This is a genomic window from Streptomyces sp. NBC_00078 (genome assembly GCF_026343335.1).
GTDB lineage: Bacteria > Actinomycetota > Actinomycetes > Streptomycetales > Streptomycetaceae > Streptomyces.
Genome location: NZ_JAPELX010000001.1, coordinates 2,101,811 through 2,127,761, shown reverse-complemented (window position 1 = coordinate 2,127,761; position 25,951 = coordinate 2,101,811). Strand labels below are relative to the sequence as shown.

Annotated in this window: 30 protein-coding genes and 1 pseudogene; 21 read left to right on the top strand and 10 right to left on the bottom strand. The window is 69.0% G+C overall.

Annotated elements, in window-relative coordinates:
* Nucleotide 1: 1 nt before the first annotated feature.
* Nucleotides 2–1,120, bottom strand: coding sequence for a transaldolase (gene tal, locus OOK07_RS09955; RefSeq protein ID WP_266678875.1), 1,119 nt, complete (start codon nucleotides 1,118–1,120; stop codon nucleotides 2–4).
* 33 nt (nucleotides 1,121–1,153) lie between these two features.
* Complete coding sequence (gene tkt / locus OOK07_RS09950; RefSeq protein ID WP_266795986.1) at nucleotides 1,154–3,274, bottom strand: transketolase; 2,121 nt, start codon at nucleotides 3,272–3,274, stop codon at nucleotides 1,154–1,156.
* Between the two features lie 357 nt (nucleotides 3,275–3,631).
* Between tkt and OOK07_RS09945 the strand changes: the two genes are divergently transcribed.
* From OOK07_RS09945 to OOK07_RS09935, 3 genes are all read left to right on the top strand, one after another.
* Nucleotides 3,632–4,585 (top strand): heme o synthase, encoded by a 954-nt coding sequence (locus OOK07_RS09945; RefSeq protein ID WP_266678871.1) that lies wholly within the window; start codon nucleotides 3,632–3,634, stop codon nucleotides 4,583–4,585.
* A 92-nt stretch (nucleotides 4,586–4,677) separates the two neighbouring features.
* Nucleotides 4,678–5,010 (top strand): hypothetical protein, encoded by a 333-nt coding sequence (locus OOK07_RS09940; RefSeq protein WP_266512185.1) that lies wholly within the window; start codon nucleotides 4,678–4,680, stop codon nucleotides 5,008–5,010.
* Nucleotides 5,011–5,116: 106 nt separating this feature from the next.
* A complete protein-coding gene (locus tag OOK07_RS09935) occupies nucleotides 5,117–6,223 on the top strand; it encodes an amidohydrolase family protein (protein ID WP_266678869.1) in 1,107 nt (368 codons plus the stop codon).
* A gap of 38 nt (nucleotides 6,224–6,261) precedes the next feature.
* Here the strand turns inward: OOK07_RS09935 and OOK07_RS09930 are convergent, their stop codons facing one another.
* The 4 genes from OOK07_RS09930 to OOK07_RS09915 are packed head-to-tail and all read right to left on the bottom strand — an operon-like array spanning nucleotide 6,262 to nucleotide 9,896.
* The gene (locus OOK07_RS09930; RefSeq protein ID WP_266795984.1) at nucleotides 6,262–7,272 is read right to left on the bottom strand and encodes a COX15/CtaA family protein; all 1,011 of its coding nucleotides are present in this window, start codon (nucleotides 7,270–7,272) and stop codon (nucleotides 6,262–6,264) included.
* Nucleotides 7,273–7,318: 46 nt separating this feature from the next.
* The gene (locus tag OOK07_RS09925) at nucleotides 7,319–8,035 is read right to left on the bottom strand and encodes an ABC transporter permease (protein ID WP_266801918.1); all 717 of its coding nucleotides are present in this window, start codon (nucleotides 8,033–8,035) and stop codon (nucleotides 7,319–7,321) included.
* A 53-nt stretch (nucleotides 8,036–8,088) separates the two neighbouring features.
* Nucleotides 8,089–9,012: an ABC transporter ATP-binding protein gene (locus tag OOK07_RS09920; protein ID WP_266795983.1), complete on the bottom strand. Its 924-nt coding sequence runs from the start codon at nucleotides 9,010–9,012 to the stop codon at nucleotides 8,089–8,091.
* Between the two features lie 11 nt (nucleotides 9,013–9,023).
* Nucleotides 9,024–9,896 carry an AAC(3) family N-acetyltransferase gene (locus OOK07_RS09915; protein WP_266678863.1) on the bottom strand — a complete coding sequence of 291 codons (873 nt, stop codon included), beginning with the start codon at nucleotides 9,894–9,896 and terminating at the stop codon, nucleotides 9,024–9,026.
* 172 nt (nucleotides 9,897–10,068) lie between these two features.
* Here OOK07_RS09915 and OOK07_RS09910 point away from each other — a divergent pair, with 172 nt between their 5' ends.
* The 9 genes from OOK07_RS09910 to OOK07_RS09870 all read left to right on the top strand — a co-directional run bounded on the left by OOK07_RS09910 (nucleotide 10,069) and on the right by OOK07_RS09870 (nucleotide 17,124).
* Complete coding sequence (locus OOK07_RS09910) at nucleotides 10,069–10,821, top strand: helix-turn-helix transcriptional regulator (RefSeq protein WP_266795981.1); 753 nt, start codon at nucleotides 10,069–10,071, stop codon at nucleotides 10,819–10,821.
* The gene (gene sufB, locus OOK07_RS09905) at nucleotides 10,818–12,242 is read left to right on the top strand and encodes a Fe-S cluster assembly protein SufB (RefSeq protein WP_266512169.1); all 1,425 of its coding nucleotides are present in this window, start codon (nucleotides 10,818–10,820) and stop codon (nucleotides 12,240–12,242) included. The genes OOK07_RS09910 and sufB overlap by 4 nt, the downstream gene beginning before the upstream one ends.
* Before the next feature lie 61 nt (nucleotides 12,243–12,303).
* Nucleotides 12,304–13,521 carry a Fe-S cluster assembly protein SufD gene (gene sufD / locus OOK07_RS09900; protein WP_266795979.1) on the top strand — a complete coding sequence of 406 codons (1,218 nt, stop codon included), beginning with the start codon at nucleotides 12,304–12,306 and terminating at the stop codon, nucleotides 13,519–13,521.
* A complete protein-coding gene (locus OOK07_RS09895) occupies nucleotides 13,521–13,841 on the top strand; it encodes a non-heme iron oxygenase ferredoxin subunit (protein WP_266678857.1) in 321 nt (106 codons plus the stop codon). The genes sufD and OOK07_RS09895 overlap by 1 nt, the downstream gene beginning before the upstream one ends.
* Nucleotides 13,842–13,848: 7 nt before the next feature.
* Nucleotides 13,849–14,613, top strand: a complete 765-nt coding sequence (gene sufC / locus OOK07_RS09890) for a Fe-S cluster assembly ATPase SufC (RefSeq protein WP_266795977.1) — start codon at nucleotides 13,849–13,851, stop codon at nucleotides 14,611–14,613.
* Nucleotides 14,610–15,866: a cysteine desulfurase gene (locus OOK07_RS09885; protein ID WP_266678853.1), complete on the top strand. Its 1,257-nt coding sequence runs from the start codon at nucleotides 14,610–14,612 to the stop codon at nucleotides 15,864–15,866. Before sufC ends, OOK07_RS09885 begins: the two co-directional genes overlap by 4 nt.
* A gap of 34 nt (nucleotides 15,867–15,900) precedes the next feature.
* Nucleotides 15,901–16,365: a Fe-S cluster assembly sulfur transfer protein SufU gene (gene sufU, locus OOK07_RS09880; protein WP_266678851.1), complete on the top strand. Its 465-nt coding sequence runs from the start codon at nucleotides 15,901–15,903 to the stop codon at nucleotides 16,363–16,365.
* The gene (locus tag OOK07_RS09875) at nucleotides 16,362–16,694 is read left to right on the top strand and encodes a metal-sulfur cluster assembly factor (protein ID WP_102911749.1); all 333 of its coding nucleotides are present in this window, start codon (nucleotides 16,362–16,364) and stop codon (nucleotides 16,692–16,694) included. Before sufU ends, OOK07_RS09875 begins: the two co-directional genes overlap by 4 nt.
* 52 nt (nucleotides 16,695–16,746) lie before the next feature.
* Nucleotides 16,747–17,124, top strand: coding sequence for a VOC family protein (locus OOK07_RS09870; protein ID WP_266795976.1), 378 nt, complete (start codon nucleotides 16,747–16,749; stop codon nucleotides 17,122–17,124).
* An 11-nt stretch (nucleotides 17,125–17,135) separates the two neighbouring features.
* Here OOK07_RS09870 and OOK07_RS09865 read toward each other — a convergent pair whose 3' ends face one another.
* Nucleotides 17,136–17,954 carry an AbfB domain-containing protein gene (locus OOK07_RS09865; protein ID WP_266795974.1) on the bottom strand — a complete coding sequence of 273 codons (819 nt, stop codon included), beginning with the start codon at nucleotides 17,952–17,954 and terminating at the stop codon, nucleotides 17,136–17,138.
* A gap of 606 nt (nucleotides 17,955–18,560) precedes the next feature.
* On the opposite strand from OOK07_RS09865, the gene OOK07_RS09860 reads away from it, so the two are divergent.
* Together OOK07_RS09860 and OOK07_RS09855 are read left to right on the top strand one after the other, a co-directional pair.
* Nucleotides 18,561–18,881, top strand: a complete 321-nt coding sequence (locus OOK07_RS09860; RefSeq protein ID WP_266678845.1) for a DMT family transporter — start codon at nucleotides 18,561–18,563, stop codon at nucleotides 18,879–18,881.
* Nucleotides 18,881–19,444: a TetR/AcrR family transcriptional regulator gene (locus tag OOK07_RS09855; protein ID WP_266678838.1), complete on the top strand. Its 564-nt coding sequence runs from the start codon at nucleotides 18,881–18,883 to the stop codon at nucleotides 19,442–19,444. The genes OOK07_RS09860 and OOK07_RS09855 overlap by 1 nt, the downstream gene beginning before the upstream one ends.
* A gap of 172 nt (nucleotides 19,445–19,616) precedes the next feature.
* Here the strand turns inward: OOK07_RS09855 and OOK07_RS09850 are convergent, their stop codons facing one another.
* From OOK07_RS09850 to OOK07_RS09840, 3 genes are read right to left on the bottom strand one after another with little or no spacing between them, the layout of a single operon-like run.
* Entirely contained in the window at nucleotides 19,617–19,754 is a 138-nt protein-coding gene (locus OOK07_RS09850) for a hypothetical protein (RefSeq protein ID WP_266795973.1), read from the bottom strand.
* Nucleotides 19,755–19,774: 20 nt separating this feature from the next.
* Complete coding sequence (locus OOK07_RS09845) at nucleotides 19,775–20,797, bottom strand: tyrosine-type recombinase/integrase (RefSeq protein WP_266795972.1); 1,023 nt, start codon at nucleotides 20,795–20,797, stop codon at nucleotides 19,775–19,777.
* 2 nt (nucleotides 20,798–20,799) lie between these two features.
* The gene (locus OOK07_RS09840) at nucleotides 20,800–21,117 is read right to left on the bottom strand and encodes a helix-turn-helix domain-containing protein (RefSeq protein ID WP_266795970.1); all 318 of its coding nucleotides are present in this window, start codon (nucleotides 21,115–21,117) and stop codon (nucleotides 20,800–20,802) included.
* A 298-nt stretch (nucleotides 21,118–21,415) separates the two neighbouring features.
* Between OOK07_RS09840 and OOK07_RS09835 the strand changes: the two genes are divergently transcribed.
* From OOK07_RS09835 to OOK07_RS09805, 7 genes and pseudogenes are all read left to right on the top strand, one after another.
* Nucleotides 21,416–21,685, top strand: a complete 270-nt coding sequence (locus OOK07_RS09835; RefSeq protein WP_266795969.1) for a helix-turn-helix transcriptional regulator — start codon at nucleotides 21,416–21,418, stop codon at nucleotides 21,683–21,685.
* Nucleotide 21,686: 1 nt separating this feature from the next.
* Nucleotides 21,687–21,893, top strand: a complete 207-nt coding sequence (locus OOK07_RS09830; protein ID WP_266795967.1) for a hypothetical protein — start codon at nucleotides 21,687–21,689, stop codon at nucleotides 21,891–21,893.
* Nucleotides 21,894–21,902: 9 nt separating this feature from the next.
* The gene (locus OOK07_RS09825; protein ID WP_266795965.1) at nucleotides 21,903–22,316 is read left to right on the top strand and encodes a hypothetical protein; all 414 of its coding nucleotides are present in this window, start codon (nucleotides 21,903–21,905) and stop codon (nucleotides 22,314–22,316) included.
* A gap of 1 nt (nucleotide 22,317) precedes the next feature.
* Nucleotides 22,318–22,494 carry a hypothetical protein gene (locus tag OOK07_RS09820; protein WP_266795964.1) on the top strand — a complete coding sequence of 59 codons (177 nt, stop codon included), beginning with the start codon at nucleotides 22,318–22,320 and terminating at the stop codon, nucleotides 22,492–22,494.
* A gap of 188 nt (nucleotides 22,495–22,682) precedes the next feature.
* Nucleotides 22,683–22,874: a hypothetical protein gene (locus OOK07_RS09815; protein WP_266795962.1), complete on the top strand. Its 192-nt coding sequence runs from the start codon at nucleotides 22,683–22,685 to the stop codon at nucleotides 22,872–22,874.
* Between the two features lie 94 nt (nucleotides 22,875–22,968).
* Nucleotides 22,969–24,993, top strand: coding sequence for an AAA family ATPase (locus OOK07_RS09810; protein WP_266795960.1), 2,025 nt, complete (start codon nucleotides 22,969–22,971; stop codon nucleotides 24,991–24,993).
* A gap of 301 nt (nucleotides 24,994–25,294) precedes the next feature.
* Nucleotides 25,295–25,888 (top strand): annotated as a pseudogene (locus tag OOK07_RS09805) (putative phage terminase small subunit); the annotation flags it as partial.
* Nucleotides 25,889–25,951 lie beyond the last annotated feature (63 nt).

The following is a 25,951-nucleotide window of genomic DNA, read 5'->3' as shown; positions in this document are numbered from 1 at the left end:
ATCAGCCCTCCGAGGGGGCGAGGCGCTCCAGCTCCGCCTCGGTCGACTTGAGCAGGTCGTTCCAGGACGCCGCGAACTTCTCGACGCCCTCGTCCTCAAGCACCTGGACCACGTCGTCGTACGAGATCCCGAGCTTCTCGACGGCGTCGAGGTCCGCGCGGGCCTGCTCGTACGTACCGGCGACGGCGTTGCCGGTGATCGAGCCGTGCTCCTCGGTGGCCTGCAGGGTGGCCTCCGGCATGGTGTTCACCGTGTTCGGCGCCACCAGGTCGTCGACGTACAGGGTCGGCTTGTACGCCGGGTCCTTGACGCCGGTGGAGGCCCACAGGGGACGCTGCGTGCGGGCGCCCGCCTTCTCCAGCGTGCTCCAGCGGTCGGACGAGAAGACCTCTTCGTACGCCTGGTAGGCGAGACGGGCGTTGGCGACGGCGGACTTGCCGCGCAGCGCCTTGGCCTCGTCGGTGCCCAGTTCGTCCAGCCGCTTGTCGATCTCGGTGTCCACACGGGACACGAAGAAGGACGCCACCGAACGGATCAGCGACAGGTCGAGGCCGCGCTCCTTGGCCTTCTCCAGGCCGGAAAGGTAGGCGTCCATGACCTCGCGGTAGCGCTCCAGCGAGAAGATCAGCGTGACGTTGACGCTGATACCGAGGCCGATGACCTCGGTGATCGCCGGCAGACCCGCCCTGGTGGCCGGGATCTTGATGAGCGTGTTGGGGCGGTCGACCAGCCAGGCGAGCTGCTTGGCCTCGGCGACCGTCGCCCTGGTGTTGTGGGCCAGGCGCGGGTCCACCTCGATCGACACGCGGCCGTCCTGGCCGTCGGTGGCGTCGAAGACCGGGCGCAGGATGTCGGCGGCGTCGCGGACGTCCGCCGTGGTGATCATGCGTACGGCCTCTTCGACGGTGACCTTGCGGGCGGCGAGGTCCGACAGCTGCTGGTCGTAGCCGTCACCGCCGCTGATCGCCTTCTGGAAGATCGTCGGGTTGGTGGTGACGCCCACGACGTGCTGCTGGTCGATCAGCTCGGCGAGGTTGCCGGACGTGATCCGCTTGCGCGACAGGTCGTCCAGCCAGATCGCGACGCCTTCTTCGGAGAGGCGCTGGAGTGCGTCTGTCATGGAATTACATCTCCTACGTGTCGTATGTGAGCGTCAGTTCCGGGCGGCGGCGGTGTTGCCAGCCGAATCGAGCGCAGCCCGCGCCTGGGCGGCCACGTTCTCGGCAGTGAAGCCGAACTCGCGGAAGAGCACCTTGCCGTCGGCCGAAGCACCGAAGTGCTCCAGGGAAACGATGCGGCCGGCGTCCCCCACGTACTTGTGCCACGTCAGACCGATACCGGCCTCCACCGCGACCCGCGCCTTCACGTTCGGCGGCAGGACGCTGTCCCGGTACCCCTGCTCCTGCTCCTCGAACCACTCCACGCACGGCATGGACACGACCCGTGTCGGCACCCCGTCGGCCTGGAGCTGCTCGCGCGCCTCGACGGCGACGTGCACCTCGGAACCGGTGGCGATCAGGACGACCTGCGCGGCTGCGCTCTGCCCTTCGGGCCCTTCGGCCTCGAACAGGACGTAGCCGCCCTTGACCGCGTCCTCGTTGGGCTCGTACGTCGGCACGCCCTGACGGGTCAGCGCCAGGCCGTGCGGGGCGCCCTCGCCGTAGACCTTGGTGTAGCGCCTGAGGATCTCGCGCCAGGCGATCGCGGTCTCGTTGGCGTCGGCCGGGCGGACCACGTTCAGGCCCGGGATGGCGCGCAGCGAGGCCAGGTGCTCGATGGGCTGGTGGGTGGGGCCGTCCTCGCCCAGACCGATGGAGTCGTGCGTCCACACGTACGTCACCGGCAGGTGCATCAGCGCCGACAGGCGCACGGCGTTGCGCATGTAGTCGGAGAAGACCAGGAACGTACCGCCGTAGACACGGGTGTTGCCGTGCAGGGTGATGCCGTTCATCTCCGCGGCCATGGAGTGCTCGCGGATGCCGAAGTGGATCGTGCGGCCGTACGGGTCCGCCTCCGGCAGCGGGTTGTCCGCCGGCAGGAACGAGGAGTTCTTGTCGATGGTCGTGTTGTTGGAGCCGGCCAGGTCGGCCGAGCCGCCCCACAGCTCGGGGATGACCGCGCCCAGCGCCTGCAGCACCTTGCCGGAGGCGGCACGCGTGGCGATGCCCTTGCCCGGCTCGAAGACCGGGACCTTCTCCTCCCAGCCGGCGGGCAGCTCACCCGCGTGGATGCGGTCGAAGCCGGCCGCGCGCTCCGGGTTGTTCTGGCGCCACAGCTGGAACGACTTGTCCCACTCGGCCTGCGCCTCGCGGCCGCGCTCCAGCGCCTGCCGGGTGTGCTTGAGGACCTCGTCGGAGACCTCGAAGGACTTCTCGGGGTCGAAGCCGAGGACGCGCTTGGTGGCCGCGACCTCGTCGTCACCGAGCGCCGAGCCGTGCGCGGCCTCGGTGTTCTGCGCGTTCGGGGCGGGCCAGGCGATGATCGAGCGCATCGCGATGAAGGACGGCCTGTCGGTGACCTTCTTCGCGGCCTCGATCGCGTTGTAGACAGCGTGCGGGTCGATGTCGCCGTCCGGCTTCGGGGCGACGCGCTGGACGTGCCAGCCGTAGGCCTCGTAGCGCTTGACGGTTTCCTCGGAGACGGCCGTCTCGGTGTCGCCCTCGATCGAGATGTGGTTGTCGTCCCACAGCAGCACCAGATTGCCGAGCTTCTGGTGGCCGGCCAGCGAGGACGCCTCGGCGGAGATGCCCTCCTGGAGGCAGCCGTCGCCGGCGATCGCGTAGATGAAGTGGTCGAAGGGCGACTCGCCCTGCGCCGAGTCCGGGTCGAACAGGCCGCGCTCGTAGCGGGCGGCCATGGCCATGCCCACCGCGTTGGCGACACCCTGCCCCAGCGGACCGGTGGTCGTCTCCACACCCTTGGTGTGGCCGTACTCCGGGTGGCCGGGGGTCTTCGAACCCCAGGTCCTGAAGGCCTTCAGATCGTCCAGCTCCAAGCCGAAGCCGGCCAGGTAGAGCTGCGTGTACAGCGTCAGGGACGAGTGTCCGGCGGACAGCACGAAGCGGTCCCGCCCGACCCAGTCCGGGTCGGCCGGGTCGTGGCGCATCACCTTCTGGAAGAGGGTGTACGCGGCAGGCGCCAGGCTCATGGCCGTACCCGGATGGCCGTTGCCGACCTTCTGTACGGCGTCGGCGGCCAGGACGCGGGCGGTGTCCACGGCCCGCTGGTCCAACTCGGTCCACTCGAGGTCTGTGGTGGTCGGCTTGGTGCTCACCCTGAGTCAGGGCTCCTCTCCACATGTCACGCATGTCGAATGCCGGCGCACTGGACGCCCACCGGCCGGTGTCGAGCCTACCCCCGTAAGTACGTGCGTCTTTTCGAGTCATTCCAGACTGCCGGGACTCCCGGGGATCTGCCTCCCGACCGGGCTGGATCGCCATTCGGCAACTGAATACGCAGGCGCTCGTCCGAGTGCTCAAGCGAGTGGCGGCGGGCTCTTGTGACGGCACCTTTCAACACGACCCGACCCCCGCGAAGGCCCGGCTATGGGCAACGTCTAAAGTGGCGTGGTACGCGCGAGCCTTTACCGGGACTTCACACGGGTCGGGCTTGCTGGGATGTCTCTGTAGGGGTGTGCGTGACGGCCGTCGAATCCCGTCCAGCGGGGGTACTCGGTGCGAGCGAGAGCCCGCGTCACCGGCCGTTCGGGGCCCGTGTCAAGGCGTTCGTGGCGCTGACCAAGCCGCGGATCATCGAGCTCCTGCTCATCACCACGGTCCCGGTGATGTTCCTCGCCCAGCAGGGTGTGCCGGACCTGACGCTGGTGCTGCTCACCTGCCTCGGCGGCTACCTCTCGGCGGGCGGCGCCAACGCGCTGAACATGTACATCGACCGCGACATCGACGCGCTGATGGACCGCACCTCGCAGCGCCCGCTGGTCACCGGCATGGTCAGCCCGCGCGAGTGCCTCGCCTTCGGCATCACCCTCGCGGTGGTCTCCACGCTCCTGTTCGGCCTCACCGTCAACTGGCTGTCGGCGTGGCTGTCACTCGGTGCGCTGCTCTTCTACGTCGTCGTCTACACGATGATCCTCAAGCGGCGCACCTCGCAGAACATCGTGTGGGGCGGCATCGCCGGCTGCCTTCCGGTGCTCATCGGCTGGTCGGCCGTCACGAACTCCGTGTCGTGGGCGCCGGTCATCCTCTTCCTCGTCATGTTCTTCTGGACGCCGCCGCACTACTGGCCGCTGTCGATGAAGGTCAAGGACGACTACGCGCGTGTGGGCGTGCCGATGCTGCCGGTCGTCGCCTCCAACAAGGTGGTCGCCAGGCAGATCGTGATCTACAGCTGGGTGATGGTGGCGGTCTCGCTCCTGCTCACCCCCCTCGGCTACACGGGCTGGTTCTACACGCTCGTCGCGCTGCTGGCCGGCGGCTTCTGGCTGTGGGAGGCGCACGGGCTGCAGAACAGGGCCAAGGCGGAGGTGACGGGCGGGAAGCTGAAGGAGATGCGGCTGTTCCACTGGTCCATCACCTATGTGTCGATCCTGTTCGTGGCGGTCGCGGTGGACCCCTTCCTGCGCTGACGCCCCGGTGACGTCCGACGGGCGGGGTGCGTGGCCAAGGCCACGCACCCCGCCCGTCGCCGTTCGATCTACCCGTCGGTAGCATCCTGGCCATGGCAGAGACTCAGCAGGTTGACCCGAAGGCCGAGCGCAAGGTGGCGCGCCTCGCCAAGCAGATCAACGCCTTCTCCAAGGCGCACGGCGGAGCCGAGGGCCAGGTGGCCCACATCGGTGAGCGCGGCGCGCGCATCGTCCTCGTCGGTGAGGACGGCGGCTGGGGTGACCTCGTGGCGCCCTCGTACGAGCTGGCCGAGAAGGCGGTGGAGAAGTCCGGCATCACCGTTCACGAGGACTTCGACGGCGAGTTCGCGGCCAAGGTGAAGACGGGGCCGTACGAGTGGACGCGCATGGCGGGGATCCAGGTGGGCGGCCCGTCGAACACCTGAACGCGCCCGGCTTTTCGCACGGGGCGCGCGAGAGCAACACCTAGTACCCCGGTCACCCGTTAGGACCTGTAAGGCACCGCACGGTCCAGGTACACGGGGAGTCCGGATGATCGAAACGCCGTCCCTCGTGGACCAGTACTGCCACGGCGTACTGAGGACGGAGCTGGGCCTCGGCACCTTCGAGGCCCAGCTGGCCCGCACCGAGGGACCGCCGGCGCCCGGCACTACCCTCTTCGACACACAGACCGGTTTCGCCGTACGCCGCTGGTGCCCCCCGCTGCTCGGTCTGGAACCGCACTGTCCCCCCGCCCGCTATCTCGCCCGGCGCCGTGAACTGGGCGTACCGGAGACGGGCCGCCGACTCCTGCGCGGCAGCGGCATCACGACGTATCTGGTCGACACGGGGCTGCCCGGTGACCTCACCGGACCCACCGAGCTGGCGTCCGCCGGGGCCGCCGAGGCCCGCGAGATCGTCCGCCTCGAGTTACTGGCCGAGCAGGTCGCCGACACCTCCGGCACCGTCGAGTCCTTCCTCGCCAACCTCGCCGAGTCGGTGCACGGCGCCGCCGGAAGCGCCGTGGCCTTCACCTCCGTCGCGGGCGTACGGCACGGTCTGGCGCTCGCGCCCGAGCCGCCCGGGCCCGGGGAGGTGCGGGGTGCCGCCGGGCGGTGGCTGGCCGACCGCAGGGTGGGCGGCGAGCTGACCGACCCGGTTCTGCTACGGCACCTGCTGTGGATCGCCGTGGCCTCCGGGCTGCCCCTCCAGCTCCACGCGGGACTCGGCGAACCGGGCCAGCGCATCGACCGCACCGACCCCGTGCTGCTCACCGACTTCGTCCGCGCCACGGCCGGACTGGGCACGGACCTGGTCCTGCTGCACGGCTACCCCTACCACCGCCACGCCGCCCATCTCGCGGGCGTCTTCCCGCATGTGTACGCCGACTCGGGGGCCGCCCTGGTCCGCACCGGCGCCCGCGCGGCCACCGTCCTCGCCGAGATCCTGGAGCTGGCCCCCTTCGGGAAGATCCTCTTCTCCAGCGGGGCTCACGGACTGCCCGAGCTGCATGTCGTGGGAGCGCGGTTGTTCCGGGAGGCCCTGGGGCGGGTGCTGGGTGGCTGGGTCGCCGAGGGAGCGTGGTCGCTCACGGACGCGCAGCGGGTCGCGGGGATGGTGGCGGCCGGGAACGCGCGCAGGGTGTACGGACTGGAGTGAGCGCCTGCGCCCACGTGGACACCGTCCGGAGTGAGCGCCTACGCGCGCGTGCCCACCGTCACCTCGGCCGAAGGCCCCGGCAGGTCCGCCACCGGCTCGGGCCGCTCCCGCATCGCCAGCAGGACCCGCAGCACCCCGATCCACACCAGGGCCGAGCCGAGCATGTGCAGGCCGACCAGGGCCTCGGGGAGGTTGGTGAAGTACTGGACGTAGCCGATGACGCCCTGGGACAGCAGGATCAGGAAGAGTTCGCGGGTGCGGTGCAGGGGGCTCCTGGGGGCGTCCACCGCCTTGAGGATGAACCACAGGGCGAAGGTCAGCGTGACCACGATCCAGGCCAGCACGGCGTGCAGCTTGCTCACGGTCTCCCAGTCCAGCGGCATCCGCTCGACCTCGCGCGAGTCGCCCGCGTGCGGACCGGCGCCGGTCACCACGGTGCCCACCGCGATCAGCAGCACGGAGGCGGTGACCAGGAACCACACCAGCTGCTGCACCGGCCTGCCGACCAGCGGGCGGGGCGCCCCGTCGCCCTCGCGGGTGCGCTGCCACATCACGGTGGCGACCGCGATCAGCGCCGAGGCGAGCAGGAAGTGGGCCGCGACCGTGTACGGGTTGAGGCCGACCAGGACCACGATGCCGCCGAGCACCGCATTGCTCATGACCAGCCAGAACTGCACCCAGCCGAGCCGGGTCAGGCTTCGCCGGTACGGCTTCTCCGAGCGCGCCGCGATGATCGCCCAGCCGATGGCGGCGCACAGCACGTACGTCAGCATGCGGTTGCCGAACTCGATCGCACTGTGGAAGTTCATCGCACCGGTGGGAGCGAGCGAGTCCGCGGTGCACTTGGGCCACGTCGGGCAGCCGAGCCCGGAACCGGTCAGTCGCACCGCACCGCCGGTGACCACGATGACCACCGACATGACGAGCGCGGAGAGAGCCGCCCGCCGGACCGTCCCGGGTTTCGGGGTCCAGCGTGCGGCGATGAAGGAGAGCGGGTTGCGCAGGGCCGCCACGGCGTCGGCGTGGGTCACGTTTGGCACGCGCACCATCGTAGGCGCCCACTTGTGCACGCTTTCACGAGGGTCCGCCCCGCCCCTACTCCCAGCGGAAGAACCTCCCTGCGGCGGCAAGCCCCACGACGGCCCACACGGCCAGAATCCCCAGGTCGCCCCAGGGCATGCCGGCCCCGTGCTGCAGCACGTCCCGCAGACCGTCCGAGAGGGCGGAGATCGGCAGGAGTCCCAGCACGTCCTGAGCGCCCTGCGGGAACTTGTCCATCGGCACGATCACGCCGCCGCCCACGAGCAGCAGCAGGAAGACCAGGTTGGCGGCAGCCAGGGTCGCCTCGGCCTTCAGGGTGCCGGCCATGAGGAGGCCGAGGCCGGAGAAGGCCGCCGTGCCCAGGACCAGCAGGAGCAGGACGGCCGCCGGGTTGCCGTCCGGGGACCAGCCCAGCGCGAAGGCGATCACCGTCAGGAGGATCACCTGGAGGACCTCCGTGACCAGGACCGAAGCCGTCTTCGCGGTCATCAGGCCCCAGCGGGGGAGCGGGGAGGAGGCCAGGCGCTTCAGTACGCCGTAGCGCCGCTCGAAGCCCGTCGCGATCGCCTGGCCCGTGAAGGCGGTGGACATGACGGCGAGGGCCAGGATGCCGGGCGCGAGGAAGTCCACCGCCTCGCCCGCGCCGGTGTCGACGATGTCCACCGAGCTGAACAGCACCAGCAGCAGCGTCGGGATCACGACCGTCAGCAGAAGCTGCTCGCCGTTGCGCAGCAGCATCTTCGTCTCGAGCGCTGCCTGGGCCGCGATCATGCGGGGAAGGGGGGCCGCGCCGGGCTTCGGCGCGTACGTACCGGTTGCGGTCGTCACGAACGCAGCTCCTTGCCCGTGAGCTCGAGAAAGACGTCTTCGAGCGTGTGCCGTTCGACCGAGATCCGGTCCGGCATCACCCCGTGCTGCGCGCACCAGGACGCCACCGTCGCCAGCAGTTGCGGGTCGACCTTGCCGACGACCCGGTACGAGCCCGGCGTCAGCTCCGCCGCCGAGCAGTCCGCGGGCAGCGCCTTCAGCAGGGAGCCCACGTCCAGACCTGGACGGCCGGTGAAGCGCAGTGTGTTCTCGGCGCCGCCGCGGCACAGCTCGTCCGGGGAACCCTGGGCGATGACCCGGCCGGAGTCGATGATCGCGACGTCGTCGGCGAGCTGCTCGGCCTCGTCCATGTAGTGCGTGGTGAGGATCAGCGAGACACCGTCGGTGCGCAGGTCGCGGACGAGGTCCCAGGTCGCGTGCCGGGCCTGCGGGTCGAGGCCGGCGGTCGGCTCGTCCAGGAACACCAGCTCGGGACGCCCCACGACGGCCATCGCGAGCGCGAGGCGCTGCTGCTGTCCGCCGGAGAGACGTCGGTAGGTCGTACGGCCGCACGAGCCGAGGCCGAGTCGCTCGACGAGCGCGTCCACGTCCAGCGGGTTCGCGTGCAGTTTCGCCACGTGCCGCAGCATCTCGTCGGCACGCGCGCCCGAGTAGACGCCGCCGGACTGCAGCATCACACCGATGCGCGGGTGCAGCTGACGTGCCTGCCGTACCGGATCCAGCCCCAGGACGCGTACCGCGCCGGAGTCCGGCCTGCGGTATCCCTCACAGGTCTCGACGGTGGTGGTCTTGCCCGCGCCGTTCGGGCCGAGTACGGCGGTCACGCCCGCCTTGGCCACCAGGTCGAGGCCGTCCACAGCGGTTTTCGTGCCGTACCGCTTCACCAGGGCCTGAACCTGGACCACGGGCTCACTTCGCATGGGTCCAGAGTCTAGGTACGCCGTCGGCGGCCCGGACCGGGGGGTGCAGGATCTCCACTCGCCGAAGCGCTGCCGGGCGCCGTGGGGATCTCGTCCTCCCGCGACCGGTGCAGCGCCAGCCACCGCTCCGCGTACGCCACCGCGTCCGCCACGGGAAACAGCCGGGCGTCGGCGGCGCCCACCGTTTCGCGGACGACGGCACGATCCCGCTCGAAGTCATGGCCCAGCTCGGCGAAGTTCTCCGAGGTGATCGACACCTCGGTCACCACCTCCCAGCCGCCGCCCGGAGCCGGCCGCCCGACCCGGACGAGCGGCGACGGTATCCGGTACTCGGCGAGATGGAAGCTCGTGCATGCCGCGTAGCCGACGCCGAGCAGCAGGACCCGGGCGCCCAGCCGCTCCAGCCGCGCCAGCGGACTCCGCTCCCCGAGCCGGCAGTCGGGAGCGTGGCCGTCGACGACCTCCGCCGCGCGCGGGCCGAGCGCCGCGAAGGACGTCTGCGGGTGCGCGCTGCGCCGGGCGCCCGGCCAGCCGCGCACGGTCTCCGGGATCACGCCCACCCCGCGCGAGGGGGTGAGCAGGGGGTCGTACGCGGGCATCGTGGCCCGGATGCGGTCCCACCACTCCTCGGGCACCGGCGGGTTTCCCCACAGGGCCGGGTCCGACAGGTCGCCGGTCTGGGTGGGGACGACCAGAGTGCCCTCTTGGCCGAGCGCGTCGAGCAGTCCCTGGACGACTGCGACGGCGCCTCCGCAGACCCAGCCGAGGCTGCTGAGGGAGGAGTGCACCAGAAGAATCTCGCCGGTCTCCACACCCAGCATGCGTACCTGTGCGGCGACAGTGTCGCGGGTGACAAGAGGGCCGGTCGGAGGGGGTGTCGACATGGTTGAGCAGTGTCCGGGAAGGTGCCCGCAGATGCCACCGAATTGGCTGCCCCCTGGTCGGCCAAAGATCGTTTTCGCAGGTCAGGTTAGGTGTGCCTAAGTGACACAGGGCACCGTCCAGTCCGCGGGACGCGGGTTGCCCGGCCCTGAGGAATTACGCAACAATGGTGTTGTGAAAAACGTCGGCGAGGCTCTGGAGACCCCCACGGGGGTGTACCAGGAAGAGCACGCGAGCGGGGAGCGCTCCACGCGCAACCGGGTCGCGCGATCGATCCTGGACCACGGGCCGTCGACCGTCACCGAGCTGGCCGGGCGGCTGGGGCTCACCCCCGCGGCCGTAAGGCGCCATCTGGACGCGCTGGTCGCCGACGACGTCGTTCAGGCGCGGGAGCAGCGGGTGTACGGCGCGCGCACGCGTGGACGGCCCGCCAAGGTGTTCGCGCTGACCGACTGCGGCCGCGACGCCTTCGACCAGTCCTACGACAAGCTCGCCGCGGACGCCCTGCGCTGGATCCAGGAGCGGTTCGGCGGGGACGAGGCGGTCGTCGCCTTCGCCCGCGCGAGGATCGCCGAGCAGGCCACTGCCTACCGCCAGGCGATCGAGGCCGCCGCCCCCGAACAGCGCACCGAAGCCCTGGCCAAGGCCCTGAGCGTGGACGGGTACGCTGCTACGGCTCGCAGCGCCCCCCTCCCGCGAAAAGGTGAGCAGCTCTGCCAGCATCACTGCCCGGTGGCCCATGTGGCGGAGAAGTTCCCGCAGCTGTGCGAGGCGGAGACCGAGATCTTCTCGCAGCTGCTGGGTACTCACGTCCAGCGGCTGGCGACCATCGCGCACGGTGACGGCGTCTGCACGACGTTCATCCCCAAGATTTCCCAGACCACTGACAACGCATCTGCAAGCACCGCCGGGAGGAACCCCGCATGACGCTCCCCATCGAGGAGACTGCCCACCCTGAGCTCGAGGGTCTGGGCAACTACGAATACGGCTGGGCCGACTCCGACGTGGCCGGTGCCTCTGCGAAGCGCGGCATCAACGAGGACGTCGTCCGGGACATCTCCGCGAAGAAGAACGAGCCGGAGTGGATGACCAAGCTCCGTCTCAAGGGCCTGCGCCTGTTCGACAAGAAGCCCATGCCCAACTGGGGCTCGGACCTGTCGGGCATCGACTTCGACAACATCAAGTACTTCGTGCGCTCCACGGAGAAGCAGGCGGAGTCCTGGGAGGACCTGCCCGAGGACATCAAGAACACGTACGACAAGCTCGGCATCCCCGAGGCGGAGAAGCAGCGCCTCGTCGCCGGTGTCGCCGCCCAGTACGAGTCCGAGGTCGTCTACCACCAGATCCGCGAGGACCTGGAGGAGCAGGGCGTCATCTTCCTGGACACCGACACCGCCCTGAAGGAGCACCCGGAGCTCTTCAAGGAGTACTTCGGCACGGTCATCCCGGTCGGCGACAACAAGTTCGCGTCGCTGAACACCGCCGTGTGGTCCGGCGGCTCCTTCATCTACGTGCCGAAGGGCGTGCACGTGGAGATCCCGCTCCAGGCCTACTTCCGTATCAACACGGAGAACATGGGCCAGTTCGAGCGGACGCTGATCATCGTCGACGAGGACGCCTACGTCCACTACGTCGAGGGTTGCACGGCCCCGATCTACAAGTCGGACTCCCTGCACTCCGCGGTCGTCGAGATCATCGTGAAGAAGGGCGCCCGCTGTCGCTACACGACCATCCAGAACTGGTCGAACAACGTCTACAACCTGGTCACCAAGCGTGCCGTGGCGTACGAGGGCGCGACCATGGAGTGGATCGACGGCAACATCGGCTCCAAGGTCACGATGAAGTACCCGGCCGTGTACCTGATGGGCGAGCACGCCAAGGGCGAGACCCTCTCCATCGCCTTCGCGGGCGAGGGGCAGCACCAGGACGCCGGCTCCAAGATGGTCCACATGGCGCCGAACACCTCCTCCAACATCGTCTCCAAGTCCGTGGCGCGCGGTGGTGGCCGTACCTCCTACCGTGGTCTGGTCGAGATCGGCGAGGGAGCCCACGGCTCCAAGTCGAACGTGCTGTGCGACGCGCTGCTCGTCGACACCATCTCCCGCTCCGACACGTACCCCTACGTGGACGTCCGTGAGGACGACGTGTCCATGGGCCACGAGGCCACCGTCTCCAAGGTCTCCGAGGACCAGCTCTTCTACCTGATGAGCCGTGGTCTGAGCGAGTTCGAGGCGATGGCGATGATCGTGCGCGGCTTCGTCGAGCCCATCGCGAAGGAGCTGCCCATGGAGTACGCCCTCGAACTCAACCGGCTGATCGAGCTGCAGATGGAAGGCGCGGTCGGTTAAGACCGCTCCGCAGAAAAGCAGCCAGCGAAATCTGACGTAGGAAGAGAGCAGACCGACAGCCATGGCTGAGGCTCAGAACTCCCCCACCCTCAACTCCGTTCGGGCGGGGGGACCCCCACCCGTGGGGTCCACCACCGCGGGCCAGATCGCGGTGGCCGCCGAGTCGACCGTCGCCACGCGCATGAGCGCGCCCCCGTCCTTCGACGTCGCGGACTTCCCGGTCCCGCACGGCCGCGAGGAGGAGTGGCGGTTCACCCCGCTGGAGCGCCTGCGCGGGCTGCACGACGGCACCGCCGTCGCGACCGGCGAGGCCGTGAAGGTCGCCGTCGAGGCTCCCGAGGGCGTCACCGTCGAACAGGTGGACCGTGACGACGCGCGCCTCGGCAGGGCCGGTGCCCCGGTGGACCGCGTCGCCGCCCAGGCCTACTCGGCGTTCGAGAAGGCCGGTGTGGTCACCGTCCCCAAGGAGACGGTCCTCACCGAGCCGATCCGCATCGCCGTGCACGGCGAGGGCGGTGTCGCCTACGGCCACCAGGTGATCGAGCTGAAAGCCTTCGCCGAGGCCGTCGTCGTCATCGACCACACCGGTGACGCGGTGATCGCCGCCAACGTCGACTACATCCTGGGCGACGGCGCCAAGCTGACCGTCGTCTCAGTCCAGGACTGGGACGACAAGGCCGTGCACGTGGGCCAGCACAACGCGCTGATCGGCCGGGACGCCACCTTCAAGTCGTTCGTGGTCACCTTCGGCGGTGACGTGGTACGCCTGCACCCCCGCGTCTCCTACGCCGGCACCGGCGGCGAGGCCGAGCTGTTCGGCCTGTACTTCACGGACGCCGGCCAGCACCAGGAGCACCGACTCCTCGTCGACCACAACACCCCGCACTGCAAGTCGAACGTCGCCTACAAGGGCGCGCTCCAGGGCGACGGCGCGCACGCCGTGTGGATCGGCGACGTCCTCATCGAGGCGAAGGCCGAGGGCACGGACACCTACGAGATGAACCGCAACCTGGTTCTGACCGACGGCGCCCGGGTCGACTCGGTTCCGAACCTGGAGATCGAGACCGGCGAGATCGTCGGCGCCGGCCACGCCTCGGCGACCGGCCGCTTCGACGACGAGCAGCTCTTCTACCTGATGGCCCGTGGCATCCCGGCCGACGAGGCCCGTCGCCTGGTGGTCCGCGGCTTCTTCGCCGAGCTCGTCCAGCAGATCGGTGTCGACGACATCGAAGAGCGCCTCCTCGTGAAGATCGACGAGGAGCTGGAGGCGGCGGTCTGATGGCTGCTTTCGTACGCGCCTGTGGACTGGGCGAGTTGGAGGAGGACACCCCCAAGCGGGTGGAAATCGACGGCACGCCGGTTTCCGTCGTCCGTACCGAGGGAGAGGTGTTCGCGATCAACGACATCTGCTCCCACGCGAACGTCTCGCTCTCCGAGGGCGAGGTGGAGGACTGTCAGATCGAGTGCTGGCTGCACGGCTCCAGCTTCGACCTCCGCACCGGCAAGCCGTCCGGCCTTCCCGCGACGCGCCCCGTCCCCGTATACCCCGTAAAGATCGAAGGGGACGACGTTCTCGTCTCCCTCAACCAGGAGTCCTGAGGCACCCATGGCAACGCTTGAAATCCACGACCTGCACGTCACCGTCGAGGCCGACAACGCCACGAAGGAGATCCTCAAGGGCGTCGACCTCACCGTGAAGCAGGGCGAGACGCACGCCATCATGGGCCCCAACGGCTCCGGCAAGTCGACCCTCGCCTACTCCCTCGCGGGCCACCCGAAGTACACGATCACCGGCGGCAGCGTCACCCTCGACGGCGAGGACATCCTGGAGATGTCCGTCGACGAGCGCGCCCGCGCCGGCCTGTTCCTGGCGATGCAGTACCCGGTCGAGGTCCCTGGCGTCTCGGTCTCCAACTTCCTCCGTACGTCCGCCACCGCCATCCGCGGCGAGGCCCCCAAGCTGCGCCTGTGGGTGAAGGAGGTCAAGGAGGCCATGGAGCGCCTCAACATGGACACCGCCTTCGCCGAGCGCAACGTCAACGAGGGCTTCTCCGGCGGTGAGAAGAAGCGCCACGAGATCCTCCAGCTCGAACTGCTCAAGCCGAAGATCGCGATCCTCGACGAGACCGACTCCGGCCTCGACGTCGACGCCCTTCGCGTCGTCTCCGAGGGCGTCAACCGCGTCCGCGAGAGCGGCGAGGTCGGCACCCTGCTGATCACGCACTACACGCGCATCCTGCGCTACATCAAGCCTGACTTCGTCCACGTGTTCTCCGCCGGCCGGATCGTGGAGTCCGGCGGCGCGGAGCTCGCCGACAAGCTGGAGAACGAGGGCTACGAGGCATACACGAAGGGTGGCGTATCCGCGTGACACAGCTGCCGGGCCTCCTCGACACAGAGGCGATCCGCAAGGACTTCCCCATCCTGGACCGCCAGGTCCACGACGGCCAGAAGCTCGTGTACCTGGACAACGCGGCGACCTCGCAGAAGCCGCGCCAGGTGCTCGACGCCCTGAACGAGTACTACGAGCGCTACAACGCCAACGTCCACCGCGGTGTGCACGTGCTCGCCGAGGAGGCCACGGCGCTGTACGAGGGTGCGCGCGACAAGGTCGCCGCGTTCATCAACGCGCCGAGCCGCGACGAGGTGATCTTCACCAAGAACGCCTCCGAGTCGCTCAACCTCGTGGCGAACATGCTCGGCTGGGCCGACGAGCCCTACCGGGTGGACCACGAGACCGAGATCGTCATCACGGAGATGGAGCACCACTCCAACATCGTCCCGTGGCAGCTGCTCGCGCAGCGCACGGGCGCGAAGCTGAAGTGGTTCGGACTGACCGACGACGGCCGCCTCGACCTCTCCAACATCGACGAGATCATCACGGAGAAGACGAAGATCGTCTCCTTCGTGCTGGTGTCGAACATCCTCGGCACGCTCAACCCGGTCGACGCGATAGTCCGCCGCGCCCAGGAGGTCGGCGCGCTGGTCTGCATCGACGCCTCGCAGGCCGCCCCGCACATGCCGCTGGACGTCCAGGCCCTGCAGGCGGACTTCGTGGCCTTCACCGGCCACAAGATGTGCGGCCCCACGGGTATCGGCGTGCTCTGGGGACGGCAGGAGCTCCTGGAGGACCTGCCTCCGTTCCTCGGCGGCGGCGAGATGATCGAGACGGTGTCGATGCACTCGTCGACATACGCTCCCGCCCCGCACAAGTTCGAGGCGGGCACCCCGCCGATCGCGCAGGCGGTCGGTCTGGGCGCGGCGATCGACTACCTGTCCTCGATCGGCATGGACAAGATCCTCGCCCATGAGCACGCGCTCACGGAGTACGCGGTCAAGCGCCTCGGGGATGTTCCCGACCTGCGGATCATCGGCCCGACCACGGCCGAGGACCGGGGCGCCGCGATCTCCTTCACGCTCGGCGACATCCACCCGCACGACGTGGGCCAGGTCCTCGACGAGCAGGGCATCGCGGTCCGGGTCGGCCACCACTGCGCGCGGCCGGTCTGCCTGCGCTACGGAATTCCTGCGACCACGCGAGCGTCGTTCTATCTGTACTCCACGCCGGCCGAGATCGACGCGTTGGTCGACGGCCTGGAGCACGTACGGAACTTCTTCGGCTGAAGGGCGTGAGCTGAGAGATGCGAGGTTTGTCCGCGTGAAGCTGGACTCGATGTACCAGGAAGTCATCCTGGATCACTACAAGAACCCGCACGGGCGTGGTCTGAGGGATGGCGACGCCGAGGTGCACCACGTGAACCCGACGTGCGGCGACGAGATCACCCTGCGGGTGAAGTACGACGGCACGAGGATCGAGGACGTCTCGTACGAGGGCCAGGGCTGCTCGATCAGCCAGGCCAGCGCATCCGTCCTCAACGAACTGCTCGTCGGGAAGGACCTGGCGGACGCCCAGAAGGTCCAGGAGACCTTCCTGGAGCTGATGCAGTCCAAGGGCAGGATCGAGCCGGACGACGCCATGGAGGAAGTACTGGAGGACGCGGTCGCGTTCGCCGGTGTCTCCAAGTACCCGGCCCGGGTGAAGTGCGCCCTCCTCAGCTGGATGGCATGGAAGGACGCGACGGCCCAGGCGCTGGGCGCCGACGCCGAAAGGAAGACGGCATGAGCGAGACCGTTGAGATGAAGCCGGCCTCTGAGGAAGAGGTCCGCGAGGCGTTGTACGACGTCGTCGACCCCGAGCTGGGCATCGACGTCGTCAACCTCGGCCTGATCTACGGCATCCACATCGACGACGCGAACATCGCGACCCTCGACATGACCCTGACCTCGGCGGCCTGCCCGCTGACGGACGTCATCGAGGACCAGGCCAAGTCCGCCACGGACGGCCTCGTCAACGAGCTGCGCATCAACTGGGTCTGGATGCCGCCGTGGGGCCCCGACAAGATCACGGACGACGGGCGGGAGCAGCTGCGGGCGCTGGGCTTCAACGTCTGAGGCACCCGGAAAACATCTGCGGCACCCGTGAAACGGCCATACCTTCTCCGGTATGGCCGTTTCGCTGCATCACCTCGTCGTCGACGCGCACGACCTTCCCGGACTCGCCCGCTTCTGGTGCCGGGTCCTCGACTGGAAGGTGCTGTCCGAGAGGGAACGCGAAGTCGTCATCGGACGGGACGAGTTCGCGCCGACGGGCATCTGCTTCATGCCCGTCGAGGACCCGAAGCACGTCAAGAACCGGCTGCACTTCGACCTCGCCCCGGACGACCAGGGGGCCGAGGTCGAGCGCATCCTCGCACTGGGCGCACACAGGGTCGACATCGGGCAGGGCGACGAGGCCGGCTGGGTGGTGCTGGCGGACCCCGAGGGCAACGAGTTCTGCGTACTGCGGCCGAAGACCTCGCTGATCGCCTTCCGTGACGCGTAGCACGCCCCGGCTCAGGCCAGTCCGTCCACCAACCGGAACGCCGAGTCCGCCCGGAACAGATCGCTCTGCTGATACGGGTCCAGTTCGAGCTGGAAGTTCTGGTGGCGCAGGAAGCGGCCCGGGTAGTTCGCCGACTCCAGCATGACCGCGCCCGAGTACGACGAGGTCCGCGGGCAGAACGTCGCGTCCTGTTCGAACAGGGGGGACCCGTCGCTGCGTTCGGAGCGCAGGACGAAGTCGCGGTGGCGGAGGTAGGTGCCGTCCGACGTCGCGAAGGAGTAACAGGACGCGTTCCACAGGCCCTTGACCAGCTTGAACGTGGCGTCGCGGCGGGCCGGGGCGGAGGCGATCGGGTCCAGTTTCACGAAGTCGCCGCTCACGTGCCAGTAGCGGTCGGGGTAGTTCACCGAGCGGACGGACCTGTAGGTGGCCGACGGCTTGGGGCGACCGGGTGAACTCGCGTGGGACGTGGGCGGCTTGGATGCCCCCGCGCCACCGTTCGCGGACTCGTGCGGGCTGGCTGCGGGGGACGCCTTGGTCCTGGTGGACGACAGGCCGCTCCGGCCGGCGGGCGTCGTGGCGTCGGCGGTGGACGGGGTGGCGTAGGAGATCAGACCAGGGACCGTTGCGGAGCCCGAGGGCGACGCCCGTACCGGATCGTCCTTCTCGTGGTCCATCACGGTGATCGCCGTCACGCAGGCGACGATCGTGGCCAGGGCCAGCACGCCGGCCAGCCAGAGTCTTCGGGTGCCGGGGGCCCGGGACGTGTCGGGGGCCCAGCCGTTCTCCCAGGGCTTGTTCTGGGACGGCTCGGGGGTGGTGTCTGGCATGCGCTGTTCCTCCAGCGGCGCCCGAGGCGGCGGCCGGGGATGTGAGAGTGGGGTGAGTGAGCGCTGAAACCCTAGTGGAGCAGGGCTGACGCGGGGAGTGGTTTCAGCGAGCGATTTCTATGAGGATTGGACTTCCTCAAGTGGAGCCTCGCCCTTCACATCTGCCACTCAACGCCGCTCCCGTCCCGGCTTGCCGGCCGGCGACGGCCTGGCGTGGTGAGGATGGCCGGCAGGCCTCGGCGTGTGGACCGCGGAGCGAACGGGACAGCGCTTGCCCGGGCCGGGCGTGGGCGCGGGCGGGTGACCGCGCGGGTCGAGCGCGGGTCGCCGATCCGACGCCTGTCCCTCGCTCGCGTGGCGGAACCCGCCCGCAAGACCTGGCACCGGCCTGTGGCGGCGCGCTGGGCGTCCTGCGCGCGCGGGCGGTGGACGGAACATGCCGACGGCTGTGGCTGACGCGCAGTCATATCCGGCTGCACGAGGCGGAGTTGGGTCGTGCTCGACTGCTCGCTGCAGTCGCGAGGTCGGTGGCGTGGCGGCCCTTGCCCGGCGGGGTCGGTGGTCGCCGGGGCTGCTGCGCGAACGCCGTTATGTACACTCGTACGCATGGCATTCCTCATGCTCCTCGCGGCCATAGCCGCCGAGGTGGGCGGCACCACCGCCATGAAGTTCAGCGACGGCTTCAGCCGGCTGTGGCCGTCGCTGCTGACGCTCGCCGGATACGGCGTCTCCTTCGCGCTGCTCGCGCAGACGCTGAAGACCATGTCGGTCGGCGCGGCCTACGCGGTGTGGGCCGGCCTCGGCACCGCCGCCATCGTGGCGATCGGGATGGTGTTCCTCGGGGAGCAGATGACCGTTCAGAAGGCCGCCGGGATCGCGCTGATCATCGTCGGGGTCGTGGTGCTCAACCTGGGAGGCGCGCACTGATGCCCCGCCGTTACGACCCCGACCGCCGCCAGCGGATCACCGACGCGGCCATCCGGGTCGTGGGGGAGAAGGGCCTGGCCGGCCTGAGCCACCGCTCGGTCGCCGCCGAGGCGGACGTACCGCTCGGCTCGACGACGTACCACTTCAAGACCCTCGACGAACTGATGGTCGCGGCGCTGCGGCAGGCGAACGAGGGCTTCGCCAAGGTCGTCGCCGCGCACGGTGCCCTGGAGGACACCGGGAGCGATCTGGCCACGGACCTCGCGCAGATCCTCGGCGAGTGGCTGTCCGGGGACCGCACGGGCGTCGAGCTGGAGTACGAGCTCTATCTCGCCGCCCTGCGCCGCCCCGCCCTGCGCCCCGTCGCCGCCGAGTGGGCCGAGGACCTGGCCTGCCGGCTCGCCCGGCGCACCGACCCGGTCACCGTGCGGGCGCTGGTCGCGCTGATGGACGGCATCTGTCTGCAGGTGCTGCTGACGGGGGCGCCGTACGACGAGCGCTTCACGCGCGAGATGCTGGCGCGGGTCATGGCAGGCGCCGCCGGTGGCTCGGCGACGCCGTGAACGCTGCGGCCGTCGAGGCGGCCCCCGCCCGGCGCGGCGGCCCGGTACCTGAGACACCGTCCCCGGCGGTTGGCCTCCGTGCCCTCCTGCCGGTTAGGTTGCCCTCATGTTCTAACCAAAAGGGTCTTTTGCCAGGTCGGAGACGGTGTTGAGAGATCATCTCTCACACTCGTCACACATCGAAGGTGAAAGCCGCCGATAGCGGGCCCGAATGCTGCCGCAGCGCATCCACCCCAGGCTTCAGGTAGTGCTTCCGCGTGACCTCAACGGCAGCGTGGCCCGCCCACGCCGCGATGACGATGTCCGGCACGCCCGAGACGGCCAGCAGCGTCAGGCATGCCGCACGGGCGTCGTACAGCCGTACGCGACGCAGCCCGAGAGTGCGCACGGCCTGTACGTGTAGTACCGCAGGTGCCGGGTGGTCAGCGGCTGCCCCAACTCGTCCACGAACATGTACGCGCTCGGGGTGTACGCCTCGCCCGCGTCATGCTGTTCCGTGCTCTGCCGCAACTGGAACGCCATGAGGGCGTGCAGCACGGGATCGGGGAGCGGGAGGGTACGCGTGCCCGCTGCGGTCTTGGTGCCCTTCTCGATGGTGACGGCATTGCCGATCATGGTTCGCGTGTTCGTGATCGCCAGGGTGCCCGCGTCCAGATCGATGTCCGACCACCGCAGGCCGCAGACCTCTGCGGGCCGCAGGCCCATCAGGGACAGCAGGAACGGCGCGTACAGGCGCTCACTGCGCACGCCGACGAGGAACGCCCGGATCTCGGTCTCGTCCCAGGGGAGCACGGGCGGGTGCGCCTGCTGGTCGGCGTTGACGGCCAACTTGGGCAGGTGCACGTACATCGCGGGATTCGCGTTGATCATCTTGCGCACCGCTGCGTAGTCGAGTGCTTCTCGGAACCTCTGAAGTGCGCCCGCCGCGCTGGACGCCCGCAAGCCGGTTCCGGCCGGGCCACCACGGCGGCGGGCACCCGCGAGCAGCCAGGACGCGAACGCGATCACGTCCTCTTCCGTGATGTCCTGCAACGGCAGGCAGCCTAGCCGTTCGCGAGCGTGCATGAGGGCGTTGCGGTACCCGTTGAGCGTGCTCGCTTCGATGTCCGGGGCGCGCCGCTCCAGCCACTTGTCCAGCCACTCGTTCAGGGTCATCTTGCTCGGGGCCACGAGCGTGCCGTTGCTGCGCTCATTCGTGAGCCGCGCTATTTCGTTCTTGACCTCTTTCGAAGTGTTGCGCGTGACCGTGATCTGGCGCCGCTTCCCCGTCTCGGCGTCGTCGCCGATGTCCACCACGGCGCGGTATCTGACCTGCCCCGACTTGTTGGGCGGGAGCTTCTTAATCGTGGGCATGATCAGTTCTCCTCGATTGCTTGGCAGTCGTTGCAGACGCGAGGGCCGGGGCCGGTGATTTCGCGGCTGTCGTAGCTGTGGCCGTTCAGTCGGCAGGCGCAGTCCGGGTCTTGCGGCATGCCGGGGAGCAGGGCGGCAGGCCGGACACCCAACACGGCCGCGAGGGCGGCCACGTCGTCCACGGTGATGGCGCGATTGCCGGACTCCAGCCGCGTCATGGTGGTCTGGTGCGTGGGCCGCCCTGCTTCGGTGAGGCGTCGTGCCACTTCAGTGGTGCTGAGCCCTGCCTGTTCACGCAGGTCACGGATGGTTTCGGCCACGTGCCGGGTGTACGGCCCCGGCGGACGTTTCTGGGATGGCATAGCAGCATAGTACTGCGACCTGCGTCAGACGCATAGCTGCTGAATAGTGTCGTTTAAACGCGCCATGCATTATCTGAAAGTCTGTGCATTCCTACAGGTCGCCGAAAAGGTGCAGGTCGGTGATGAAGTACCAGGCGTACAAAGCTACCTACGCTACCTCTGAGCTGCGACTTTCAGGCGAAGAGCACCTCTCGGAACGTGAGACTCTTATGGATAGAGAAAGAATTCCCGCACTCAATCCGAGGGGGATAGACGGATGCAGACTTCTGTACGTAAGAAGGTCGCGCCGACGCTCGCAGAGGTCAAAGACTGGCCCGCCACCATCAGCGCCGAGCAGTGCGCCCGAGCGCTCGGGATCTCGCGGGCGCACATCTATGAGCTGCTGAAGCAGGGCGCGTGCCCGGTCAAGTTCCTGGCCTTGGGCAGCGGCCGGAAGGTCTTCCTGACCGCCTCGCTCGTGCGGGTGCTGTCTGGCGAGCCCGACCCCCAGCCGCCCGCCCCGGTCTCCGCCCTCGTGGCGGCCTGACATGACGGCCCTGGATAGCCGTTTCTACCTCACCGCCGATGGCGGCGGCCGGGTGGAGACGGCGACGCATCCGGACACCGGCGAACGCGTCTGGTCCTGCTCCGCGTGCACCGCACGCGGTGAGGGCGAGGACCACGGCCGCAAGCACGCGACCAGCCACACCACCGCGAGCAGGACCGGCCTGTTCGCCCCCGATCACTTCAGCTAGGAGACGATCATGCAGTTCGCGTATCACTCTCACGACCGGGACGAAGCTCCGACGATCGTCGGAGGCGTGCCCAACACGGGCGACCCGATGGCGGACCAGCTCATCACCAGCCTCGCGAACGAGGTGGTCACCGGGCTCGGTGATGGCAACCGGCCCGTGCGGTTCCACGAGGTCTCGCTTGTCCGGGACGAGGACGCGGCACCCGGCCGCGCGGACGCTCTGCTCCGCAACTATCAGAGCGTGGGCGGGAATCTCGTCTCGGTCTTCGAGTCGCCCGACGACGGCGGGACGTTCGTCTTCTGCTTCGGGTGCCAGACCCGGCAGGACCGCTCTTTCGGCTGGCAGGAGAAGTCCTACGCCGACGCCAACGACCACGCGGCGGCCTGCCGCGCGGGGACCGTCGTCCGGAACGTGGGCGCCTGACATGACGAAGCAGACTGAAGTCCAGATCGTCGTCCGTGCCCGGCACACCGGGGCGCGCGTGAGGGTCGAAGACGACCGGTTCCACTGCGAGGGATGCGGCGGCGGGTACGCCGACGCCGACCCGCTGACGGCGGCTCGGGAGCACGCCCGCGACTGTCTGATCCTCCCGCTGTCCTGACCCCGGAAACACCGAAGCGGTGTCCGCCCAAGGGACACCGCTCCGACTGACGAAGTGCAGACCTGACCCGATCGAGAGCCCGGTAGCCCTTTCAGGATACCGCCCCTCCCGCTTGGTCTCCCGGTCCGCGAAACCGATCCCCCTCTCGCCCGGCACGCGAGTCACATCGACTTTCAAGGGAGATCGAAATGATCAAGTCCAGCGCTCGCGAGGGGCACGCCTGGAAACCGTCGATCACGGATGAGGAGTACCAGGCGAAGCTGATCCGCGAGTCCTATGACGACTTGCGTGCGGTCGCCATTGCCACCGGCCAGTCCATGACCGCGCTGACGGTCGCCATCGCCACCCGCAAGACCGAGGAGGGGTCGCCGTGGAAGTGACCCCGCCCGAGCCGGTAGAGACCCCTGATGACCCGTGGGCCGTCTTCTGGCGCCGTCTGCTGGAGCTGTTCGAGGCTCAGGCAGGGGGCCGGTCGTGAAGTACGTGAAGGGCGCCAAGCACCCCGAACTGCCCCCGCTGGCACCCGAGTCCGCCGATGCTGGGAACGGCGCCCTGTCGGACCCTGACGGCCTGCTGGCGGCGGCCCTGGCGCTCGCGGCGGAAGGCGTGAAGGTCTTCCCCTGCCACCGGGTGACCGAGGACGGGTGCACCTGCGGTAACTACGGCTGCAAGTCGCCCGGCAAGCACCCGCGCAACGACCACGGCTCGAAGGACGCCACCACTGACCCGGACGCGATTCGCATGTGGTGGATCAAGTGGGGGCAGCACGGACGGCTGAACTTCGGGCAGACCCTCACCGGCCGCGCCGTGGTTGACGTGGACGTGGCCGAAGGGAAGCCCGGAGAGGCCACCTGGGAGGCACTGAGCGCCGCTCAGGACACCCCGAGCACCCGGACGTACCGGACGGGCCGGGGAGGGCTCCAGATGGTCTTCCAGCTTCCGGACGGGGAGGTGGGTGGGAAGGCGGACGGGTACGCCAACTCCCTCGGAGAGGCCGTGGACTTCAAGACGGGTCCGAACTCGTACGTGATGGTGCCGGGGTCGAAGACCGAGAGCGTTTACACGGTTCTTCACGACGCTTACCCGGCGCCGCTCCCCGGCTGGGTGGCGGAGAAGGCCCGTTCGGCTGAGCCCGCTACGGGGTCCGGTACGGCTGGCAGCGTGGTACTCGCCGGCTGGGGGTCACAGCTCTCCGACCTGCTGTCTCTCCCCGCCGACGATCCTGGGCGCGGGAATGACTGGCTTACGGCGGTCGCCGGGCACTACGCGGCCGACGCTTGGAAGTTCGCCCCGCCGCGCGGCTGGTCTTGGTACTCGGACATGGTGCGTGCCGCCAATGCGACGTCCGCCGACCCGATCGGTGAAGCCGTCCTGACCAAGACCATGCGGTCCATCTGGGACACCGAGGCCCGACAGCACGAGCAGGCCGACGCGGAGGCCGTGGAGGACCGGGCTGCCGCTCTCTTGGACGAACTGCTGACGCTGGACGATCTGGCGGCTTTCCCTCCGGCCCGGCCTGTGCTGAAGGGCTACCTGTACCGGGACACCGTGGCGCGCATGTACGGCGCCTCCGGCTCCATGAAGTCCTTCCTGGCGCTGGACGTTGCTATCCATGTGGCGAACGGCTGGGACTGGCACGGGCACCGCGTTGAGGCCGGTCCGGTGGTCTACATCGTGGCCGAGGGCGCGGCCGGTGTGTGGAAGCGCGGCGCCGCCTGGCAGCAGCACCACGGCAAGAAGATCGGCCCGGACCTGAAGTTCCTGCCCCGCCCTGTCCAGGTCACCGGCTCCGAGTGGGACGCGCTGGTGGTGGCCTGCGAGCGGCTGCGCCCCGTGCTGGTGGTTCTGGACACGCAGGCTCGCATCACGGTCGGTGTGGACGAGAACAGCAACACCGACATGGGCGAAGTCGTGGCCCTGGTGGACCGGTTGAAGGCCGCCACCGGGGCGTGCGTCTGGCTGGTGCACCACACCGGGCACAACGCCGACCGCTCGCGGGGCGCATCGGCGGTGAAGGGCGCGATGGATACCGAGTTGTCCGTGAAGCGGGACGGCAAGGAGTTGAACGAGACGACGGTGACGCTCGGGGTGGAGAAGCAGAAGGACACCGAGGAGCTGCCGGACAAGGTGTTCCAGCCCTTCCAGGTGGTCTTGGACGGCTTGGCTGACGAGGACGGTGACCTGCTCACGTCCGTGGTCTTGGTGCCGCTGAAGCACGCGCCGCGCGACCCGGACAAGACGGCGCCGCTGAAGGCCGCGATCCTCGCGCACCTCCGCCAGTCCGACCCCGAGCCGGTATCGCAGGCCCGGTTCCGCGCGGGGACGTACAAGCCGGAGAAGACCCACAACACCGCCGTATCGGCGGCCTTCGGGGAGTTGGAGAAGGCCGGGCGGATCGTCCGCCTCGGGGTCAAGGGCTACGTGCTCGGGGACGCTGAGAAGGCCGCCGGACCTGTTCAGACGATCTTGGGATCCGACCCCTGTTCTGAACAGGTCTGAGACTCCGACCTGTTCAAGCGTCTGAACAGGTATCACCGCAGGTCAGGTGACCACCTGTTCAACCTGTTCAGCCCTGTTCAGAACAGCCGGGGACCTACCTGTTCAACCTGTTCACACTCCGCAGGAGTGAACAGGTGAACAGGTCCCCCGAACCCCGAACTGCGGTCCTCGCACTGGGGACCGACGAGAAGCAGAGGAGCAAGATCGTGAGTGAGGCGATCAACCCCATGCGCGCGTCCCGGCGGCCAACAGCGGCGCAAGCGGCCCGGAGGCGCCCGGCGACGGCCGCTGCACGGCACGTACGCGGTCGGGTGGCCGGTGCCGGGGTATGGCGGTCACCGGGGCCACGGTGTGCCGGATGCACGGTGGTGCAGCGCCGCAGGTGCGGGCCGCCGCGCAACGCCGGGAAGCTACGGCCGAGTTCCTGCGCACCTACGGCGACGTGGATGGTCCGGCCGAAGACCCGGCGGTCGTCGTCTCCCGGCTCATCCGGCAGGCGTCCGGCCATGTGGCGTGGCTGCTGGAGCGTGTCCAGGAGACCGAGGCCGAGGCCCTGGTGTGGGGCATGACCTCCGAAGTGGAGCGGCAGGGCGGGGAGTTCCCCGGTGTGGACACCACGTACAGCGCGGCCGTGAACGGCTGGGTGCGTCTGTACGGCGAGGAGCGGGACCGGCTGCTGAAGATGTGCGACCTCGCGGCCCGCATGGGTGTAAACGAGCGCCTGGTGACGATCGCCGAGGTACAGACGAAGATCATGTTCGAGGCCATGAACCGGGCTCTGGACGCGCTGGAGTTGACGGCTGCTCAGCGGGCGCGTGTGCCGGACGTGATGGCCGGTCTTCTCCGGGGCCTGGCCGCCGAGGAGCGGTCGGAACTCGCGGCCGGTGGCTCCTGATCAGGCCGGGGCGAGAGCCGCGTACTTCCGGGGCTGCGGCTCGCTACTGTGCCATTCGTGAGC